Raw genomic sequence first — 18,777 nt, 5'->3', positions numbered from 1 at the left:
CCCGGCAAGAATCGACGGATGCGCGACATGCGGACCTTGCGGCTGGTCATGCACGCCCGAACCCGCCAGCCGATGCTCCTGCTCGGCGAGCGGGACGGGGAGCGCTGCGTGCCGGTGTTCCTCCGCGGGCCGCAGGCCACCGTCATCGCGGAGGGTCAGCGCACCGACGGGGACCCGTTGCTGCCCATGGACGTGCTGGTGCCGGTGGTCACCGGGCTCGGCCACACGCTGGAGGCGGCCGAGTTCACCGCGCTCACCGACGGCGTGTTCGTCGCGGTGCTCGTGTTCGACGGCGACAAGCGCATCGAGGTGCTCGCGAGCGACGCCCTCGCCGTCGCCGTGCGCGAGGGCCTGCCCATCCGGATGGCCGAGCAGATCCTCGACGAGGTGGGCCAGCCGGTGTCGGAGATCTTCCCCGACGGCACCGACGCGCCTCCCGAGGAGCAGATCGACGAGTTCCGCGAGTTCCTCGACGACGTCTCGCCGGACGACTTCAAGCAGCCGTAGCGCCTCGCCGGCGCATCGCGAGCACCCCCATCGCGGCGGCGAGCACGCACGATGCCGCGCCGACACCCAGCCCGATCCGGCCGCCCCACGCCTGGCTGATCGCGCCGAGCAGCGGGCCGCCGATCGGCGTGGAGCCGAGGAGCGCCACACCCCACAGCGCCATCACGCGTCCACGCATCGTCGGCTCGGCCGCGAGCTGCAGCGTGCTGTTGCCGAGCGACAGGAACGCCACGCTGGTGGCGCCGACGAGCGTCATGCCGGCCAGTGCCACGGTGAGGGTCGGGGCGAGCGCGACGACGGTCAGTGCCGTCGCGAAGCAGAGGGAGGCGACGACCAGCGACTTCAGGCCGGTGCGACCGCGGGCCGCCACCAGCAGTCCCCCGACGACCGCGCCGGCGCCCATGGCCGCGGTGAGGAACCCGTAGGCGCGGGCGTCGCCGCCGAACGTGCTCTGGGCGACGACCGGCAGCACGACCTGGAACTCGTAGGCGAGGCAGCCGACCAGCGCCATCATCGCGAGGGGCACCGCGATCAGCGGTTCGCGGGCCACGTACCGCAGGCCCTCCCGCAGTTGGCCCGGTGCGCGCGGGGTCGGCACGGTCGGGGAGAGCGCGGAGGTGTCCAGGCGCGCGAGCGAGACCACGACCGCGACGAACGTGGCCGCGTTGATCAGGAAGCACAGCCCGATCCCGCCCGCGGCGATGACGATGCCCGCGACTGCCGGCCCGACCGCCCGGGCCGCGTTCGCCAGCACCGAGTTGAGGCTCACCGCGTTGCGCAGGTGACCCGGCCCCACCATCTCCAGCACGAACGTCTGCCGCACCGGGTTCTCGAAGCAGTTGTTCACGCCGAGCAGCAGCGCGAGCACGAACACCTGCCACACCTGGACGAGCCCGGTGACGACGAGCAGACCCAGCACCAGCGCCAGCACGCCCATCATCGACTGCAGGACGATCATCAACCGGCGCTTGTCGACGCGGTCGGCGACCACCCCCGCGTACGGGCCGGCCAGCAGCATCGGCAGCGTCTGCGTCGCGACGACGGCACCGACGGCGGTGGGGGAACCGGTCAGCTCCAGCACCAGCCACGACTGGGCGATCGTCTGCATCCACGTGCCGGCCAGCGAGATCGCCTGGCCGGAGATGTAGCGGCGGTAGTTCGGGTTGGCCAGCGACGCGAACATGTCGCGGCCGAGGCTGCTGAACGGGCGGGTGGCCTGCGGGGTCTCCGCGGTGGCCGTCATCGATGGTGCTCCTGCTTTGGGGGATGGAAGGCCGACGAAGGAGGCCGGGGCGGGTCGGAACGAGTCGAGGTGGTGGGGGAGAGCGCGGCGGCGAGTGCCTCCAGTGCGGGGAGCGCCGACATCAGCCGGGTCGCGTCGGTGTCGGAGAGCGCAGCGAGGTGCTCCGCGAGGAGTCGGGTGCGCTCGGCCCGCAGCCGTCGGTCCAGCTCCCCGCCCGCCTCCGTGACGGCGACGAGCACGGCGCGCGCGTCCGCCGGATCGGGGGTGCGCTCGACCAGGCCGAGCTCGGTGAGCCGGCCGACCATGCGGGAGAGCATCGTCTGGTGCACGCCCTCGATGTCGGCGAGCTCGCCGGGGCGCAGCGGCCCGCGCCGGGCGAGCGTGGCCAGCACGGAGGCGCTGGTCCTGGTCAGCGAGGCACCGCGGGTCTGGCGGTCGAGCTGCCTCGCGATGCGGGCGAGTGCGGCGCGGAGGCGGGCCACGTCGTCGGCGTCGAACCGGTCCGGCACGCATCCCCCACTCGATAGTTGTCTTACTACAATCATATACCTGCGGAGGCGAGAGGGGCCACGGCATGCGAGAGGTCGACGGGCCGGGAGCAGTCACCGCGGCGGGGGTCCTGTTCCACGACGCGGGCGGACGGGTGCTGCTCGTCGAGCCCACCTACAAGCCGGGGTGGGAGATCCCCGGCGGGATGGTCGACGGCGTCGAGACGCCCCGCGCGGCCTGCGTGCGCGAGGTGCGCGAGGAGCTCGGCCTGACGATCGAGCCGGGTCCGTTGCTCGTCGTCGACTGGGCGCCGAAGGACGGCGTGCCGCACGTCCGGTTCGTCTTCGACGGCGGGACGCCCACCGCAGCCGAGCTGGCCGCGATCACGTTCACGGACGGGGAACTGCGGTCGTGGGCGTGGGTGACGCCGGACGAGGTGCCGGCGCGCACAGTGCCGCGGCTGGCCCGGCGGATCGCGGCGGCGCTCGGCGCGCTCGCCGAAGGCGGTGTCCGGTACTGCGAGAACGGCAGGCATCCGTAGGGTTCGACGTATGCGGGTGTGGTTGCGCAAAGCGGGGCAGGCGAAGATCGACTACCCGGCGGAGCTGGTCTCCGACGACGGCGTGCACATCATCGTCGACGCGCCCTTCGCCGGCGAGCGCGCACGCGACTTCGGGTTCGTCCGCTTCGAGCCCGGCGACGTGTTCCGCGAGCACTACTGGCGGGACCGGTGGTTCAGCATCGCCGAGGTGCGCGACGCCGACGGCGTGCTCAAGGGTTGGTACTGCGACGTCACCCGGCCGCCGGTGCTCGACGAGCGCGGCGACCTCGTCGTCGACGACCTCGACCTGGATCTCTGGCGGTCCGCCGACGGGCTGCAGGTGCTGCGCCTGGACGAGGACGAGTTCGCCGCGAGCGGGCTCGTCGAGAGCGACCCGGCCGCCGCGGCACAGGCCGTCGCCGCGCTGGACGAGCTGGAGATCCTCGCCCACGCCGACGGCGGGTTCGAGCAGTTGCTGGCGTAGCCGTCAGAAACGCCCACCGGTGCTGAATCCGCCGCTGCCGCTGCTGCGGGAGCCGCCGAACCCGCCTCCTCCGCGGTAGCCGCCGCCCCCGGAGAACCCGCCGGACAGGATGCCGCCCAGCACGAGGCTGCCGAGGTCGACGCCGAGGCCGCCGCCCGTCCCGGGTCCCGACCACTGCGACACGTCGGACCGCGCGAGCCGCAGCGCCTCCTGCGCCATCTGGTCGGCGATCTGCGCCTCCCGCAGCGCTGCCGACGGATCGTCGCCCTGCTGGGCCAGCTGCAGGTGCCGCTGCGCCTCGGCCAGCCGGGTCCGGGCGGGCCCGTCGACCGCGCCGCGGCGGGTCGTCACGAAGTCCTGCGCGGCCGCCACCGACGACCGGGCGGTGAGCAGCGCCTGCTCCAGCGCGGCCGCGGCGCGCCGCGTCCGGTCCTGCTCGGCGCGCGCGTCGGCGATGCCGGCGTCGAGCGCGGTGTTGGCCTCGTCCAGCAGGCGCAGTGCCTCGAACGGGTCCGGCTGCGCGGCGGCGCTCGCCTCGTCGGCCGCCGCGATCGCCGCCTCCGCCCGCGCCACCAGTGGACCGACCCTGGCGCCCACCGAACCCGGCTGCTCCGCCAGCGCCCTGGCCTCGGCCAGGTCCTGTGCGATCTCCGTCTTTGCCGCCGGGTACTGCTTCACCGCATCGGCCAACTCGGCATCCCGGCGGCCGATCCCGTCCAGGAGCGTCTCGGCCTGGGTGAGCGCGTCCTCCGCCGCGCGCCCCGAGACCACGGCCGCGGCGGGTCCGGGCTGCACCAGCTCGGCGCGGGCCTGGTCGATCTCGGTCGCGGCACCGGCGATCAACTGGGCGGCCTGTTCGACGTTGCCCGCGACGGGTGCGGTCGCCGACGTCGCGTAGCGGCTGCGCAGCTCCGACCACGCCCGTGTCACGGCCGGCACCCGCTGCTGCACGCGGCCCAGTCGCTGCGCCAGCCCGTCGACGAACCCGGACGCGTTCGCCTCCAGGCTGCGCAGCCGGTCGAACGCCGCGACCTGCGCGTCCAACCGCTCGTCCGCGGCGGCGCAGGCCCGGATGATGTCGGCGTTCATGGCGCGCTGCTGCGGCTCGGACTCGGGCACGTCGTCGTCGAGCTGCTGGCGGATCTCGAACGCGCGCAGCATGTCGGCCTTCGACTGCTCCAGTGCCGTCGCGAACGGCGCCACCGCCTCGTCACCGAAGTGCGCGCGGGCCGCCGAGAGCTCCGCCTCCGAGCGCTGCACCGCGTTGTCGACGTCGAGCAGCGCCTGGCTGGCGCGGTACGCCAGGTCCTGGGTGGAGACGTCGGAGAACTCGTCCCGCGGCGGCTCCGGCACCGTCGGCGCATCGGCGTCCTTGCGCCGGCGCCTGCGGGAGATCAGGTACGCACCACCGCCGACGACCGCGAGGCCGCCGACGACGGCCAGCGCGCCGATCCCGGACCCACCGCCCGACTCGGGACCCCCGCGGCGCAGCCCGTCGGCCAGCGCCACCGCCGCACCCGCCCAGTCGTTCGCGCCCAACCGCGGCTCGACGTCGCGCGAGACGATGTCCGTCAGTTGGCTCGACGTCACCTTCGACATCTGCGGACCGAGCACCACGTTGTACGCGCGGTCCTGCACCGCGACCGCCATCAGCACGTCGTCGGTGCCGAGACCGGTCAGCTGCCCCGACGCCCGCGTCCACTGCTCGGCCGACCGCCCGTCGAACGAGTTCACGAACACCACGAACAGGTCGACCCGCGCCTCCGTGCGCAGCCCCTCGATCGCCGCCGCGACCCGCTGCCGACCCGCCGCGTCGAGCACCCCCGCCCGGTCGGTGACCCGGTCGCTGGCCCGCAACGGCGGATCCGCCAGCGCGGCAGTGCCACCGACCAGCAACAACACGACGACAGCGGCGACGAGGGCCGCGAACGATCGGAGCGGTGCGCGCACGGCGCACATCATGGCAGTGCCGGGCCCGCGGTTTGCGTTGATCATGGGCAAAACGTCGCTCGCGAAGATCAACCAACGACGTTCTGCCCATGATCAACGAAGCTCACACAGGCCGCCGAGGCCACTGCTGTCCGATTGGCCCTCCGAACGCGGAAGGCCGCGGGTGACGATGGGGTGGTGGCAGCCGTCGACCTGCGTCCCCTCCCCACGCGCGACCGTCCCGTCCGGCGGGTGCCGCAACTGCTCGCCGGTCTGGTGCTCTACGCGGTGAGCATGGCGATGCAGGTGCGGGCGGGGCTCGGCCTCTCGCCGTGGGACGTGCTGCACGAAGGGCTGACCCTGCGCACCGGGCTGTCGTTCGGCGCGATCACGGGCATCGTCGGGGTCGTCGTGCTCCTGCTCTGGATCCCGCTGCGTGAACGACCGGGCCTCGGCACCGTGGCGAACGTGCTGGTCATCGCCGTCGTCGTGGACGTGGCGCTCCGGCTGATCAGCACCCCGGAGCCGCTGTGGGCGCGGGTGGCGCTGATGGTCGGCGGCGTGGTGGCCAACGGGCTGGCCACGGCCTGCTACGTCGGCGCGCGGCTCGGCCCCGGCCCGCGCGACGGGCTGATGACCGGGCTGGTGCACCGCACGGCATGGCCGTTGCGGTGGGTGCGCACCGGCATCGAGGTGAGCGTGCTGGCGCTGGGCTGGCTGCTGGGCGGCACGGTCGGCATCGGGACGGTGCTGTACGCCCTCGCGGTCGGCCCGCTGACGCAGGCCTTCCTGCCGTGGGTGGTGGTCCGCGAGAGGATCGCGGGGTGAAGAAGGTCCTGTTCGCGGCCGCCCGCAGCCCGATCGCCGGGGCGGTGGTCCGGTTCGCGTTCGCGCACGCCCGGCGGCTGCTGCCGCTGCGGGTGGTGGAGGAGGGCGCACTCGTCGCCGTCTACGAGCACCCGCGGCCCGTCTACGGCACCTACCACCACATCGCCGTCCCGTCGGTGGCCGTGCCGGACGTGCTGGCGCTGGCCGATCCGCGGCACGCGGCCCTGCGCGCCGAGCTGGCGGACGTGTTGGCCCGCCGCGGCGGCACGGCACTGGTGAACGCCGGCCCGCGGCAGGACGTCGGGCAGGTGCACTTCCACCTGACCGACGACGCCATGCCCGGCCGGGAAGCCGAGCGCGACTGGCCGGACTGGACGGCGGCGATCGAGGGGTTCGCCGCCGCCCCGGGCTTGGAACAGCGGATCGCCGGGGGCTGCACGTTGCTGCAGCGCCCCGGCGATCCGCGGGTCCATCTGGTCTGACGATCAGGCCGGTTCGAGCACCGGCTCCTCGGTCTCCAGGTCGGCGAGCTCCCACGGCCGCACGACCGTGACCAGCAGCAGCATCGCGAGCAGCAGGCCGACGGTCATCGCCCCGCCCATCGCGACGGCGTCGTTGCCGAGGATGCCGATCAACGGAGCAACGGCCGCGCCGACGCCGAACTGGGCGGCGCCGAGGAGGGCGGCGGCGGTGCCGGCGGCCTCGCCGTGGCGGCTCATGGCCAGCGCCGGCGCGTTCGGCAGCGCGAGCCCGATGAAGAACACCGTGCCCCAGAGCGGCAGCACGATCCCGGCGAACCCGGCACCGGCGAGCGCCGCCACCAGCAGCACCGCGGCGAACCCGCCGCCGGCCGCGATCGAGATCGTCAGCAGCCGACGAGGCTCCATGCGCTGCAGCAGCCACGCGTTGAGCTGGGTGGCGCCGATCAGGAACACGGCGCACGCGCCGAAGAGCAGGCCGTACTGCTGCTCGTCGAGTCCGAACTGCTGCTGGAAGACGAACGAGGAGCCGGCGATGTAGGAGAACGTCGCCGACATCGTCAGGCCCGCGACCAGCACGAGGCCGACGAAGACGCGGTCGTGGAGCAGGCCGCGGTAGGTCCGCAGGACGGAGCGGACGTTCATCGACCGCCGGTGCTCGACGGGCAGCGACTCCGGCAGCAGGAAGGCGGTCAGCGGGATCAGCACCAGCGCGTACACGGCGAGCGCGACGAACACCCCGCGCCACGCCGTGAGCCGCAGCAGCTCGCCGCCCAGCGTCGGCGCGAGCACCGGCGACACGCCGAGCACCAGGATCAGCCGGGACAGCAGGGTGGCCGCGGCGCGGCCTGTGTGCAGGTCACGCACGATCGCCATGGCGACGACGGCGCCGCCGGCGGCACCGATGCCCTGCAGCACGCGCAGACCACCGAGGACGGCCATGCTGGGCGCGACCGCGCACAGCACGGATGCGATGACGTGCAGTGCGGCGCCGACCAGCAGTGGCAGCCGCCGCCCGACGGCGTCGGAGAGCGGGCCGATGACCAGCTGCCCGGCGGCGAGGCCGATCAGCGTGCCCGTGAGCGTCAGCTGGGCGATCGACGCCGCGGCGCCGAGATCGGAGGCGATGGTCGGCAGCGCCGGCAGGTACATGTCGATCGTGAACGGGCCCAGCGCGACCAACGCGCCGAGCACGAGGATGAGGGTCAGGCGGTGTGGAGCAGCAGAAGACGACGTCGAGCTCACCGCACGATCAAGCCCCCGGAACGTCCGGGTGTTCCCCTGGGTGCCCCGGTGTGACGACTCCCACCGCCGTTCAGCCGGAGGCGCATGACCTTAAGGTGGTCGGCATGCTCGTGGAGCGAATGCGCCCCTTCACCTCGACCATCTTCGCCGAGATGTCCGCGCTCGCCCTGCGGACCGGCGCGATCAACCTCGGGCAGGGCTTCCCCGACACCGACGGCCCGCCGTCGCTGCTCGCCGACGCCGCCGCGAACATCACCGGCGGGATCAACCAGTACCCGCCCGGCATCGGCGTCCCGGAGCTGCGGGAGGCGGTGGCCGCCCACCAGCAGCGCTTCTACGGGCAGGAGGTCGACCCGGCGCACGTGCTCGTCACGACCGGGGCGACCGAGGCGATCGCGTCCGCCGTGCTGGCGCTGTGCGAACCGGGCGACGAGGTGGTGACGTTCGAGCCGTACTACGACTCGTACGCGGCGACGATCGCGCTGGCCGGCGCGGTGCACAAGCCGGTGCCGCTGCGGCCCCCGGACTTCGGCTTCGACCCCGACGAGCTGCGCGCCGCGTTCTCCGCGCGCACCCGGGTCGTGTTGGTCAACACCCCGCACAACCCGACCGGGGCCGTGCTCGACCGGGCGCAGCTCACGCTCATCGGGGAGCTCGCCGCGGAGTTCGACGCCGTGGTCGTCACCGACGAGGTGTACGAGCACATGGTCTTCGACGGGCGCCCGCACGTGCCGATGGCGACCCTGCCGGGGATGGCCGAGCGCACGCTGACGATCTCGTCGGCGGGCAAGACATTCTCCGTGACGGGCTGGAAGGTCGGCTGGATCTCCGGCCCACCGGAGCTGGTGGCCGCGGTGAAGGCGGCCAAGCAGTTCCTCACCTACGTCAGCGGTGCCCCGTTCCAGCCGGCGATCGCGAACGCGCTCGCCCTGCCCGACGCGTTCTACACCGACCTCGCCGACGGCCTCCAGCGCAAGCGCGACCTGCTCGCCGGCGGGCTCACCGCGGCCGGGCTGACCGTGTACCCGAGCGCCGGCACCTACTTCATCGTCACCGACACTGCGCCGCTGGGCATCACCGACGGCGCGGAGCTGTGCTGGAAGCTGCCCGAGCTGGTGGGGGTTGCGGCCGTGCCGGTGTCGGTGTTCTGCGCCGACCCCGAGCTCGGCCGCACGCTCGTCCGCTTCGCGTTCTGCAAGAAGGACGAGGTGCTCACCGCCGCCGTCGAGCGGCTCGCCGACCTGAAGGCCGCGCTGTGAGGGCGTACGGGTTCACCGCCGACGGCGAGGGGTTCATGGAGCTGCCGGTGCCCGAGCCGGGCCCCGACGAGCTGCTCGTGCGGGTCGACGCGGCCGGGGTGAACCCCGGCGACTGGAAGGTGCGCGACGGCGCCTACGGCATCCCGCCGCCGGCTGTGCTGGGGCGGGAGTGCGCCGGCACGGTCGTGGGCATCGGGGACGACGTGCGCGGGTTCGCCGAGGGCGACGAGGTGTTCGGCGGCAACCCGGGCATGGTCGGCGGCTGGGCGGAGTTCGCGCTGGTCACCGCGTCGTTCGCGGCGTTGCGGCCGGAGGGCGTTGCCCCGGAGACGGTGGCGGTCCTGCCGGTTGCGGCCGGTACCGCGTTCGACGCGCTCGCGGAGCTGGACCTGCCGGCCGGCGCCACCCTGCTGGTCAACGGGGCCGGCGGCGGGGTCGGGGTCGCGGCCGTGCAGCTGGCGGCGGCGCGCGGGCTGCGCGTCGTCGGCACGGCGAGCCCCGGCAAGCACGAGCTGATCGCCCGGTTCGGCGGCGTGCCCGTCGCCTACGGGGACGGCGTGGTCGAGCGGATCCGAGCGGCGGCACCCGACGGGATCGACGCCGTGTTCGACCTCGCCGGTGGCGATGCGCTGCGCACGGTGGCGTCGCTGGTTGCCGATCCGGCCAGGCTGCGGTCCGTCGCCGATCACGCGCTCGTAACCGAGCTGGGCGGCCGCGCGGTGGAGCGCAACCGCACCACGGCGGTGCTCACCGAGCTGGCCCGGCTGGTGGCCGCGGGCACGCTCGATCCGCACGTCACCGAGGTCTACCCGTTCGACGAGGCGGGCGCCGCGCTGGCCGCGGTGGAGTCGGGGCACGCGACGGGCAAGGTCGCGATCCGCATCAGCGGCTGACCGCGACGCGCCGGACCGCCGTCACGGCGACCTGGACGGCGACCGCCACCACGACGCCGTACGCGAACGCGAGCAGGCCGATCAGGTGGACGAGGGCGGCGACGGTGAAGCAGAACCCGGCGAACCCGAAGAGCCCGACGAGGGTGCTGCCGAGCATGCGCGCGGCGTTGGCCGGCCCGTTCTGCGCCAGCGCGAACCCGGCGACCACGCTCGTCGCGATCGGGAAGGTCGCCAGAACGCCCGTCCACTGCGGGCCGAGGACGCCCGACACGGTCGTCAGCGTGACGACGAGCGCGGCCGTGGCGAGGGCGCGCGCCGGGAGGTCCCACGTCGGCGGCCGGACGGGCGCGTCGGCGCCGGCACCGGTGGAGCGGGGCATGAGCCGCAGGGCCAGCGCGATCGCGACCACCGCCGCGGCCAGCGCGACGAGGGCGGTGGTCGGTCGCAGCGCCGCGAGCACGTCGACCACCAGCACCGCGACCCAGCCGGCGAGCAGCGTCGGCAACCAGGAGAGCCGGCGCCCCAGCCGCGCGAACACCACGGAGAACACGGCCAGCGACGCGAGCCCGAGCAGCGACGCGACGGACGCGTCACGGGTGAAGTCCGGGCCGTGCTCCAGCTGGATGACCAGCAGGATCGGGCCGGCCACGATCGGGAAGGCGACGATCGCGCCGCTGACGCCCGGCCCCCAGCGCCGGCCGGCGAGCGAGGACGCGACGACCAGCGCCGGGGCGAGCAGGAGCTTCACGAGGAGGACGGCCACTTACGGGCAGTCTGCCAGCCCCGGTGCTCGGACCGGGAACGGCCCAGCTGCTCGCGCACACGCTGACGTGCTCGCGCACACATCCCAACATGTGCGCGAGCACGCGACGGTGTGCGTGAGCGGTGGGTCCGTACTAGACCGTCAGCAGGGTCTTGCCGAAGACCGTGCGCTCGGCGATGGCGCGGTGCGCGTCGGCGGCCTTCGCGAGCGGGAACGTCTGCCCGATCACCGGCTGCAGCGCGGGCTCGGCCAGCGCCTCGGCCAGGAGCCGGCACTGCTCGGACGGGTCGAACTGGACGTCGGCGATGCCGTGCAGCGTGATCCCGCGGCGCTCGGCCTCGGCCGGGTCCACGAAGGCGAACCCGCCGCCGGGGGTGCCGTGCGCAGAGAACCGGCCGCCCGGTGCGACCAGCTCGAACGCGGCGCGGCCGAGCTCGCCGCCGACGTTGTCGAGCACGACGTCGAACGGACCGATGCCCGTCGTCCAGTCCGGTTCGCCGCTGTCCACGGCCTCCACGCCGAGTTGACGGATGCGGTCGAGCTTCGCGCTCCGCCCAGTGGCGACCACGCGGGCACCGCGCGCGACCGCGAGCTGCACCGTCGACACCCCGAGCCCGCCGCTCGCGCCCACCACCAGCACCGACGTGTCGGGTCCGATGCCGGTCGCGGTGACCAGGCCCAGCGCGGTGGTGCCGTCGTGCAGCAGCGCGGCGGCCGCGGCGAGGTCGCGCCCGTGCGGGACGGGAACGGTCGCGCCGACGTCGACGACGACCTGCTCGGCGTAGCCGCCGGACGTCCTGGTGTAGGCCGCGACCTGGTGCCCGACCAGCGCCGGATCGGCGCCGAACCCGACCGCCCTGACCGTGCCGGCCACCCCGGCGCCGGGCACGTACGGCGGGCGGATCGGGAAGTAGTCCCGGCCTGCGCCGGAGCGCAGCATCGTGTCGAGGAAGAGGACGTCGGCGACCGCCACGTCGATCAACACCTGACCCGGCCCGGGCACCGGATCCGGTACCTCGCCGAACTCGAGCACCTCGGGCCCACCGAACTCGCGCACTGTCACACTCAACATGCGCGCCAGCGTGAACGGTGAAGCCGACTTCAGGTCAAGCGTCAAGCCGTGGCGCGTCCGCTGGTCGGCTCCGTGGCGCGCACGATGCGGTCCAGCGGCAGCTCCAGCGCCACGGCCAGTGCCGCGACCGTGAAGAAGGCGGGCGTGGGGATGCGCCCGGTCTCGATCTTGCGCAAGGTCTCGGGCGAGATGCCGGCCGCGACGGCGACCTCGCCGATGCTGCGCGCGCCGCGCGCGTCACGCAGGAGGCGGCCGAGCTTCTCCCCGCGCTCGCGGTCGGCGGGGGTCAGGGGGACGCGCACCATGCCCGTCATACTAATACCGGTATTGTTATCTGCATGATCGAGCTGAAGACCCCCGGCGAGGTGGACGCGATCGCCGCCGCCGGTGACGTCGTCGGCGCCGTCCTGACCGCCGTCGCCGAGCTGGCCGCCCCGGGTGTGACGCCCGACGAGCTGGACATGCACGCCGCCGAGCAGATCGCCGCGCACGGTGCCAAGGCGACGTTCCTGCACTACCACCCGCAGTTCGCGCCCACCCCGTACCCGGCCGTGACCTGCATCAGCGTCAACGACGCCGTCGTGCACGGCATCCCCACCGGCGTCCCGCTCGCCGACGGCGACCTGCTCTCCGTCGACCTCGCCGTCCACCTGGACGGCTGGTGCGCCGACGCCGCGTTCTCGATGATCGTCGGCGCGCCGCGCAGCCCGCGCGACCAGGTGCTCATCGACACCACCGAGGCCGCGCTGGCCGCCGGCATCGCCGCCGCGGTGCCCGGCGCCCGCATGGGCGACGTCGGCCACGCCATCGAGACCGTGGCCCGCCGCGCGCGGTTCGGCATGCTGCGCGACCACGGCGGGCACGGCGTCGGACGTGCCATGCACGAGGCCCCGCAGGTGCCGAACGAGGGCAAGCGCCGCAAAGGCCTGCTCCTGCAGCCCGGGCTCGTCATCGCGATCGAGCCGATGCTGCAGGCCGGCGGCCGCGACACCTACCGCCACGACGCCGACGGCTGGACCCTGCGCACCAAGGACGGCAGCCGCGCCGCCCACGCCGAGCACACCATCGCCGTCACCGAGGACGGCCCGCGGATCCTGACGGCGGGCCGCCCGCGCTGATCAGGCCAGCGCGGCCGTCACGGCCTCGCGCAGCGAGGTCGCCGGCCGGCCGAGCAGCTTGTCCAGGTCGGTGGACGGCTCGGCGAACAGGCCCGACGAGATCAGGTCCCACATGAACGCGCCCTGCCCGAACTCCGCGGCCGGCACGGCCCGGTACGCAACGGGGCGGCCGCTGACCGCGGTGAGGGTCTCGGCGAGCTCCGGGAGGGTGAAGACGGGGCCGCGCAGCTCGTGCACGGTGTTCTCGAGGCCCTCGGTGGTCACGGCGGCCGCCGCGGCGGCAGCGAGGTCGGGCACCGACGCGAAGTTCACCGGCTGCCCGCCGTCGGCGGCGGTCAGCTCGCCGGCCTCCACGGCCGCCGCGAGCCCGGGGTTGACGAGGAAGTGCAGGTAGAAGGTGTTGCGCAGGGCGGTCCAGGCGACGCCGGACTCGCGCAGCAGTGCCTCGGTGGCGGTGTGGTCGGCCAGGAAGCCCTGTGCGTCGTCCGCGCCGATGGCGCTGGTGTAGACGATCCGGCCCACCCCGGCCGCCTTCGCGGCGTCGATGGCGTTGCCGTGCTGACGGGGGCGCACGCCCGGCGTGACGTCGGGCGAGGAGATGAGCAGCAGGGTGTCCGTGCCGGCGAACGCGGCGCGCAGCGAGGCCGGGTCGTCGTAGTCGCCCTGGCGTACGGTGACGCCGCGCGCGGCCAGGTCCGCGGCCTTCGCCGGGTCGCGCACGACGGCGGTCAGCTCGGCGGCGGGGACGGTGTCGAGGAGGACGGCCAGCGTGGCGCTGCCGAGGTTCCCGGTGGCTCCGGTGACGGTGATCATGTGCAAGACGGTACGATTCATGCTAACTTTTCGAAAGTACATACCTTTTCGTAAGGGCAGGGAGTGGACGTGAGCGTGCAGGTGAGCGGCCTCGGCGCACAGCTGCGGGGTGACGTGTTCGACACGAACTGCCCCAGCCGCGCCGTCCTCGACCACGTCACCAGCAAGTGGGCGGTGCTCGTCCTGGCGGCCCTGCAGGACGGACCCATGCGGTTCAGCGAGCTGCGCCGGCGGATCGGCGGCGTGAGCGAGAAGATGCTGGCGCAGGCGCTGCGCACGCTCGAGGGCGACGGCTTCCTGCACCGTGAGGTCGCGCCCACCACGCCGCCGCAGGTCACCTACAGCCTCACCCCGCTGGGCGACGGCATCGCCGAACGCGTCGTCGGGCTCGCCGACTGGATCGCCGAGCGCATCCCGGAGATCCAGGAGTTCAGAACGCGCTGATGGGCTGCGCCCGCTCCCGCCGGGTCAAGGTGGAGACGACCGCCGCCTGACCGTGCCGGCGCACGGCGAGGCGCGCGAGCAGGTCGCGCACCGGCCCGAAGGCTGCGTCGGGGAACTCCGGCGCCGCCGTGCCGAGGCTCGCCGCGAGGTCGGCGGAGTGGACGACGATCTCCAGCAGCCGGGTGCACAGGAAGTCGGGCCGGTGCAGCGCCCAGCCCTGCCACGGGATCGGGACGACGTCGAGGGCCGCGCGGCCCGTGAGGATCCGCGTGACGGTCGCCAGGTCCTCGTCGAGCCGGGTGAGCATGGCCGCGTGCCCGAGCGCGGCCTCGGCGTCGTCGGTCGTGCGGTCGTTCTCGGGATCGTCGGGCGAGGTGCTCGTGACCCACGCGGCCCGCGCGTAGTGCTCGTCGACGGCGTCGAGCACCGGCAGGTCGGACGGGGTGACCAGCAGCTCGGCCGCGCGCGTGACCTGCCGGGAGAGGTGGCAGGCGAGCGCGCCCGTCGACATCGCGGGCAGCGCGCTCGGCGTCGCCCACCGGGCCGCCAGACCGGCACCGTGCAGGAAGTCGCGGCAGGTGGCGGCGCCGGCGAGGAACGGGTCGTCGAGCGTGCTGGGGTCCACGACGACAGACTCGCCTACGCTCGCGGGCGTGGACGACGGGGTGTACTTCCGGCAGCTGCTCTCCGGCCGCGACTTCGCGGTGGGCGACCCGATCGCCACGCAGATGGTCAACTTCAGCTACCTGATCGGTGACCGGGCCAAGGGCGAGGCCGTGGTCGTCGACCCCGCCTACGCGCCGGGCGACATCCTCGACGTGCTCGCCGCCGACGGCATGCGCCTGACCGGTGTGCTCGTCACGCACCACCACCCCGACCACATCGGCGGCTCCATGCTCGGCTTCGACCTCGTCGGGCTCGCCGAGCTACTGGGCACCACGCCGGTGCCGGTGCACGTCAACCGGGAGGAGGTCGAGTGGGTGCGCCGCACCACCGGCCTCTCCGCCGGCGACCTGACCGCGCACGAGCACGACGACGAGATCACCGTCGGCGATGTGCCGATCCGGCTGCTGCACACCCCTGGCCACACGCCCGGCAGCCAGTGCTTCCTCGTCGACGGGAAGCTGGTCGCAGGCGACACGCTCTTCCTGCAGGGCTGCGGCCGCACCGACTTCCCCGGCGGCGACCCCGACGCGCTCTACCGCAGCCTGCAGCAGCTCGCCGCCCTCACCGGCGACCCGATCGTCCACCCCGGCCACCTGTACTCGCCGGAGCCCAGGGCCGCCCTGTCGGAGGTCAAGCAGACCAACCCGGTGTTCCACGCGCGGTCGGCGGAGCAGTTCCGCGCCCTGTTCACCTGACCCGATCCGGGCAGCCGCCCCCGTCGAGCCCCTGCCCGGCCCCGCGAGTCGGGACCGTCAGGCAGCGGATCACGTGGGCCGCCGTGTGGGCGATGATCGCGAGGTCGAGGCGCAGGGACCACGTGTCGGCGTAGAGGTTGTCGACGCGGGCCCGCTCCGGGATCGACGTGTCGCCGCGCAGCCCGTGCACGACGGCCAGCCCGGTGAGCCCGACCGGCACGCGATGGCGCGCCGCGTACCCGGGCACGGTGGCGGAGAACTGCTCGACGAAGTGCGGCCGCTCCGGTCGCGGCCCGACCAGGCTCATGTCGCCGAGCAGCACGTTCACCAGCTGGGGCAGCTCGTCGAGGCTGGTCCGCCGGATGAACCGCCCGACGGGGCCGAGGCGGGCGTCGTGGTCGATGTTCCAGCGCACGTCCCCCTCGTCGGCGACGGGGGTGAGCGAGCGCAGCTTGTAGAGCGTGAACACGCGGCCGTGCTGCCCGACGCGCTGCTGCCGGAAGATCACGCCAGGCCCGCCCTCGACGCGGACGGCCAGCGCCACCGCGACGAGGACGGGCAGCACCAGGAGCAACCCCGCGAATGCTCCGGTGACGTCGAGGGCCCGCTTGAGGGCACGGCTCGTCGCCGTCCCGGCGGTCCCACGCACAGCCACGTCCATGGGGGTAAGGATCACGGGACGGCGCCGCTGATACACCCGTGCTGCCCGGCGGGCCGAGGGGATGCCAGCACCCCCTCAGCCGACGGCCGAAAGGTCGCTCGGCTCCTCCGTCGTCGGCACCGGGTTGGTCGCGGCGGCGGTGGCGTCGTGCTCGCCGGCCAGCATCGGGCAGGCGAGCCAGCCCTCGGGGATGGCGAAGCCGTCGACGAGGGTGCGCGCGTGCGGCCGCAGCTCGCCGCACAGGGCGTTGACCTCGTGCGTGACGGCCTTCGCCCGGCCCGCCGTGAGGTAGGCGTGCCCGGTGAAGAACCCGGCCTCGGCCTCGATCACCGAGAGCGCGTGCAGGTCCAGCACCTTCGCGAGCAGGGCCTTCGTCTGCGCGTCGCTGCACGCGTCGACGGCGCGGGCGAACGCGTCGAACACGATCCGGTCGACGTGCGCCCGCGAGGCCTCCAGCAGGTGGTCCTGCGCCGCGTTGAAGACGGCGAACTGGTCGGCCCCGGGCTTGAGCGCGGCGCGCATCCGCTGGGCGGCGGTGGCGATCTGGTGCTCCTCGCGTTCGACGAAGAGGTACCGCTGGTACGCGCGGTCGCGCAGCGCTCCGCGGGAGATCAACGCGCGGGCCCCGGTGCGCTCCAGCGCGAACCCGGCCACGAGGCCGGCGCCGAACCGCGCCTTGCCCGCCAGGTCGAGCTGCGCGACCCGCTTCCCGTAGTCCGACAGGATCGTCTTGGCGACGAGCTGCAGCAGCACCGTGTTGTCACCCTCGAACGTGGTGAACACGTCGGTGTCGGCCTTGAGCTGCGGCAGCAGGTTCTCTGACAGGTAGCCGGCGCCGCCGCACGCCTCGCGGCAGGTCTGGATGGTGCGGGTGGCGTGCCACGTGCCGACGGCCTTGATGCCGGCGGCCTTGGTCTCCAGCTCGCGCTGCCGCGCCTCGTCAGGGACGGCGCCCGCCCCCTGCAGCTCGTGCATGGCCTGGACGAGCTCGTCCTGCGCGAAGTGCAGCGCGTACGTGGTCGCGAGCGCGGGCAGCAGCTTGCGCTGGTGCACCAGGTAGTCGAGGACGGCGCTCTCCTCGCCGGTGGCGGGGTCGGCGAACTGGCGGCGGATGTTGCCGTAGCGGATCGCCAGCGTGAGCGCCTTCTGCGTGGCCGTGCCGGCGCCGCCCGCGACGCTGATCCGGCCGCGCACCAGGGTGCCCAGCATCGTGAAGAAGCGGCGGGTCTCGTTCTCGATCGCGCTGGTGTAGGTGCCGTCGGGGGCGACGTCGGCGAAGCGGTTGAGCAGCGCCTGCCGGGGCACCCGCACGTGGTCGAACGTGAGCCGGCCGTTGTCGACGCCGTTGAGCCCCGCCTTGTGCCCGCAGTCGCTGATCGTGACGCCGGGCATCGCGTTGCCGTCATCATCGCGGATGGGGACGAGCAGCGCATGGACCCCGTGGGAGACGCCCCCGGTGATCAGCTGCGCGAACACGACGGCCATGCGCCCGTCGCGGGCGGCGTTGCCGATGTAGTCCTTGCGCGCGGACGGGTCCGGCGTGTCGACGACGAACTCCTGCGTGGCCGGGTCGTACGTGGCGGTGGTGCGCAGGTGCTGCACGTCGGAGCCGTGGCCGGTCTCGGTCATGGCGAAGCAGCCGAGCAGCTCGCCGTCCATGATCTGCTGCAGGTACGCGTCGTGGTGCGCGGACGTGCCCAGCACCTGCACGGCGCCGCCGAACAGTCCCCACTGGACACCCGCCTTGACCAGCAGCGACAGGTCGGCGAACGCCAGCATCGCGAACGCGGTGACCACGCCGCCGACGTCTCCGGCGAACCCGCGCTGCGGGTGGCCGCTGTCGGCGAGCTTGCGCAGGTTGGCCAGCGTCAACGCGCGGTACTCCTCGACGGACAGGCCCGGCTCGGCGGTCATGTCCTCCTTCGCCAGCCGGTCGCGCACGTCGGCGCGGATCTCGGCGAACCGGCCGTCGAGCACCTTCTGCAGTTCGGTGGTGTTCATGGCTTCTCCCTGGTGACGCCGGACAGGCCGGCCCACGCGAACTCGGTGATCCGGGCGGCGAGCTCTGCCCTGGTGGTACCCGCCGGCGCGGCGAGCCATTGGTCGGCAGCGCCGCGAACCAGCCCGACGAGTGAATGACCCCAGGTCGGGGCGGGTGCAGGATCGAGACCGGCGCGGCTCAGCTCGCCCGCGATGGCGGTGGCGGCCTGGTCGCCCAGCATCGTGACGACGTCGGCGAGCGGATCGCCCGGCGTGGAGTCGACGAGGGGGCGGTGCACGACGAACCGGTAGAGCTCACGGTCCTGCTCGATCAGCTGCAGGTAGGCCTCGATGCCGGCGGCGGTGCGCGCCTTCGCCCCGGTGGCGGTCTCGATGGCGGCCTGGATGCCGTCGGCCAGCACCTGCGCGACCCGCTCGCAGACGGCGACGTAGAGCGCCGCGCGGTCGGCGAAGTGCCGGTAGACGACGGTCTTGGACGTGCGTGCGCGGGCGGCGACCTCGTCCATGCCGACGCCGGCGCCGTGCGCGCGGATCGCCTGGATCGCCGCGTCGACGAGCTCGGCGCGGCGGCTGCGCCGGTGGTCGTCCCACCGGGTCGTCCGCTTGTCCCGCGTCACGTTCACGGAACTGAGAGTACCGTGTACTTT

General features: G+C 73.7%; 22 protein-coding genes. 10 read left to right on the top strand and 12 right to left on the bottom strand.

The window, feature by feature from the left end:
- Positions 1-18 precede the first annotated feature (18 nt).
- Positions 19-507 carry a bifunctional nuclease family protein gene (locus ACQEVB_RS06055; RefSeq protein WP_432966247.1) on the top strand — a complete coding sequence of 163 codons (489 nt, stop codon included), beginning with the start codon at positions 19-21 and terminating at the stop codon, positions 505-507.
- Here ACQEVB_RS06055 and ACQEVB_RS06050 read toward each other — a convergent pair.
- Positions 494-1,750 carry an MFS transporter gene (locus ACQEVB_RS06050; RefSeq protein ID WP_432966244.1) on the bottom strand — a complete coding sequence of 419 codons (1,257 nt, stop codon included), beginning with the start codon at positions 1,748-1,750 and terminating at the stop codon, positions 494-496. The genes ACQEVB_RS06055 and ACQEVB_RS06050 overlap by 14 nt on opposite strands.
- The gene (locus tag ACQEVB_RS06045) at positions 1,747-2,259 is read right to left on the bottom strand and encodes a MarR family winged helix-turn-helix transcriptional regulator (RefSeq protein WP_432966241.1); all 513 of its coding nucleotides are present in this window, start codon (positions 2,257-2,259) and stop codon (positions 1,747-1,749) included. The genes ACQEVB_RS06050 and ACQEVB_RS06045 overlap by 4 nt, the downstream gene beginning before the upstream one ends.
- A gap of 65 nt (positions 2,260-2,324) precedes the next feature.
- Here ACQEVB_RS06045 and ACQEVB_RS06040 point away from each other — a divergent pair, with 65 nt between their 5' ends.
- Both ACQEVB_RS06040 and ACQEVB_RS06035 read left to right on the top strand, forming a co-directional pair.
- Positions 2,325-2,780 (top strand): NUDIX domain-containing protein, encoded by a 456-nt coding sequence (locus ACQEVB_RS06040; RefSeq protein ID WP_432966238.1) that lies wholly within the window; start codon positions 2,325-2,327, stop codon positions 2,778-2,780.
- A 10-nt stretch (positions 2,781-2,790) separates the two neighbouring features.
- Positions 2,791-3,264: a DUF402 domain-containing protein gene (locus ACQEVB_RS06035; RefSeq protein WP_432966236.1), complete on the top strand. Its 474-nt coding sequence runs from the start codon at positions 2,791-2,793 to the stop codon at positions 3,262-3,264.
- Positions 3,265-3,267: 3 nt separating this feature from the next.
- Here the strand turns inward: ACQEVB_RS06035 and ACQEVB_RS06030 are convergent, their stop codons facing one another.
- Positions 3,268-5,214: a TPM domain-containing protein gene (locus ACQEVB_RS06030; protein WP_432966233.1), complete on the bottom strand. Its 1,947-nt coding sequence runs from the start codon at positions 5,212-5,214 to the stop codon at positions 3,268-3,270.
- A gap of 177 nt (positions 5,215-5,391) precedes the next feature.
- Here ACQEVB_RS06030 and ACQEVB_RS06025 point away from each other — a divergent pair, with 177 nt between their 5' ends.
- Entirely contained in the window at positions 5,392-6,021 is a 630-nt protein-coding gene (locus ACQEVB_RS06025) for a YczE/YyaS/YitT family protein (protein WP_432966230.1), read from the top strand.
- Positions 6,018-6,503 carry a hypothetical protein gene (locus tag ACQEVB_RS06020; protein WP_432966227.1) on the top strand — a complete coding sequence of 162 codons (486 nt, stop codon included), beginning with the start codon at positions 6,018-6,020 and terminating at the stop codon, positions 6,501-6,503. Before ACQEVB_RS06025 ends, ACQEVB_RS06020 begins: the two co-directional genes overlap by 4 nt.
- A gap of 3 nt (positions 6,504-6,506) precedes the next feature.
- Here the strand turns inward: ACQEVB_RS06020 and ACQEVB_RS06015 are convergent, their stop codons facing one another.
- Entirely contained in the window at positions 6,507-7,745 is a 1,239-nt protein-coding gene (locus ACQEVB_RS06015; RefSeq protein WP_432966224.1) for a multidrug effflux MFS transporter, read from the bottom strand.
- A gap of 104 nt (positions 7,746-7,849) precedes the next feature.
- On the opposite strand from ACQEVB_RS06015, the gene ACQEVB_RS06010 reads away from it, so the two are divergent.
- Together ACQEVB_RS06010 and ACQEVB_RS06005 are read left to right on the top strand one after the other, a co-directional pair.
- A complete protein-coding gene (locus ACQEVB_RS06010; protein WP_432966222.1) occupies positions 7,850-9,004 on the top strand; it encodes a pyridoxal phosphate-dependent aminotransferase in 1,155 nt (384 codons plus the stop codon).
- Positions 9,001-9,897 (top strand): NADP-dependent oxidoreductase, encoded by an 897-nt coding sequence (locus ACQEVB_RS06005; RefSeq protein WP_432966219.1) that lies wholly within the window; start codon positions 9,001-9,003, stop codon positions 9,895-9,897. Before ACQEVB_RS06010 ends, ACQEVB_RS06005 begins: the two co-directional genes overlap by 4 nt.
- Here ACQEVB_RS06005 and ACQEVB_RS06000 read toward each other — a convergent pair.
- The 3 genes from ACQEVB_RS06000 to ACQEVB_RS05990 all read right to left on the bottom strand — a co-directional run bounded on the left by ACQEVB_RS06000 (position 9,887) and on the right by ACQEVB_RS05990 (position 12,037).
- A complete protein-coding gene (locus tag ACQEVB_RS06000; RefSeq protein WP_432966216.1) occupies positions 9,887-10,660 on the bottom strand; it encodes a hypothetical protein in 774 nt (257 codons plus the stop codon). The two genes, ACQEVB_RS06005 and ACQEVB_RS06000, sit on opposite strands and share 11 nt — an antisense overlap.
- Positions 10,661-10,793: 133 nt before the next feature.
- Positions 10,794-11,732 carry a zinc-binding dehydrogenase gene (locus tag ACQEVB_RS05995; RefSeq protein WP_432966213.1) on the bottom strand — a complete coding sequence of 313 codons (939 nt, stop codon included), beginning with the start codon at positions 11,730-11,732 and terminating at the stop codon, positions 10,794-10,796.
- Positions 11,733-11,773: 41 nt separating this feature from the next.
- A complete protein-coding gene (locus tag ACQEVB_RS05990) occupies positions 11,774-12,037 on the bottom strand; it encodes a helix-turn-helix domain-containing protein (protein ID WP_432966210.1) in 264 nt (87 codons plus the stop codon).
- Between the two features lie 33 nt (positions 12,038-12,070).
- Here ACQEVB_RS05990 and map point away from each other — a divergent pair, with 33 nt between their 5' ends.
- Positions 12,071-12,850: a type I methionyl aminopeptidase gene (map, locus tag ACQEVB_RS05985; RefSeq protein ID WP_432966207.1), complete on the top strand. Its 780-nt coding sequence runs from the start codon at positions 12,071-12,073 to the stop codon at positions 12,848-12,850.
- Here map and ACQEVB_RS05980 read toward each other — a convergent pair whose 3' ends face one another.
- Positions 12,851-13,663, bottom strand: coding sequence for an NAD(P)H-binding protein (locus ACQEVB_RS05980; protein WP_432966204.1), 813 nt, complete (start codon positions 13,661-13,663; stop codon positions 12,851-12,853).
- Positions 13,664-13,732: 69 nt separating this feature from the next.
- Here ACQEVB_RS05980 and ACQEVB_RS05975 point away from each other — a divergent pair, with 69 nt between their 5' ends.
- On the top strand, positions 13,733-14,107 hold the full coding sequence (locus ACQEVB_RS05975) for a winged helix-turn-helix transcriptional regulator (protein ID WP_432966201.1): 375 nt from the start codon (positions 13,733-13,735) through the stop codon (positions 14,105-14,107).
- Here the strand turns inward: ACQEVB_RS05975 and ACQEVB_RS05970 are convergent.
- Positions 14,094-14,732 (bottom strand): hypothetical protein, encoded by a 639-nt coding sequence (locus ACQEVB_RS05970; RefSeq protein ID WP_432966198.1) that lies wholly within the window; start codon positions 14,730-14,732, stop codon positions 14,094-14,096. The two genes, ACQEVB_RS05975 and ACQEVB_RS05970, sit on opposite strands and share 14 nt — an antisense overlap.
- Before the next feature lie 28 nt (positions 14,733-14,760).
- Here ACQEVB_RS05970 and ACQEVB_RS05965 point away from each other — a divergent pair, with 28 nt between their 5' ends.
- Complete coding sequence (locus tag ACQEVB_RS05965; RefSeq protein ID WP_432966195.1) at positions 14,761-15,468, top strand: MBL fold metallo-hydrolase; 708 nt, start codon at positions 14,761-14,763, stop codon at positions 15,466-15,468.
- On the opposite strand, the gene ACQEVB_RS05960 is transcribed toward ACQEVB_RS05965, so the two are convergent.
- From ACQEVB_RS05960 to ACQEVB_RS05950, 3 genes are all read right to left on the bottom strand, one after another.
- A complete protein-coding gene (locus tag ACQEVB_RS05960; RefSeq protein ID WP_432966192.1) occupies positions 15,461-16,129 on the bottom strand; it encodes a sugar transferase in 669 nt (222 codons plus the stop codon). The genes ACQEVB_RS05965 and ACQEVB_RS05960 overlap by 8 nt on opposite strands.
- A 75-nt stretch (positions 16,130-16,204) precedes the next feature.
- Positions 16,205-18,130, bottom strand: coding sequence for an acyl-CoA dehydrogenase family protein (locus tag ACQEVB_RS05955; RefSeq protein ID WP_432966189.1), 1,926 nt, complete (start codon positions 18,128-18,130; stop codon positions 16,205-16,207).
- Entirely contained in the window at positions 18,127-18,753 is a 627-nt protein-coding gene (locus tag ACQEVB_RS05950; RefSeq protein WP_432966186.1) for a TetR/AcrR family transcriptional regulator, read from the bottom strand. Before ACQEVB_RS05950 ends, ACQEVB_RS05955 begins: the two co-directional genes overlap by 4 nt.
- Between the last annotated feature and the right edge of the window lie 24 nt (positions 18,754-18,777).

Source organism: Pseudonocardia sp. CA-107938, assembly GCF_050936315.1.
Classification (GTDB): domain Bacteria; phylum Actinomycetota; class Actinomycetes; order Mycobacteriales; family Pseudonocardiaceae; genus Pseudonocardia.
The sequence above is the reverse complement of the archived record's forward strand: the minus strand, read 5'-3'. Positions and strand labels throughout refer to the sequence as shown.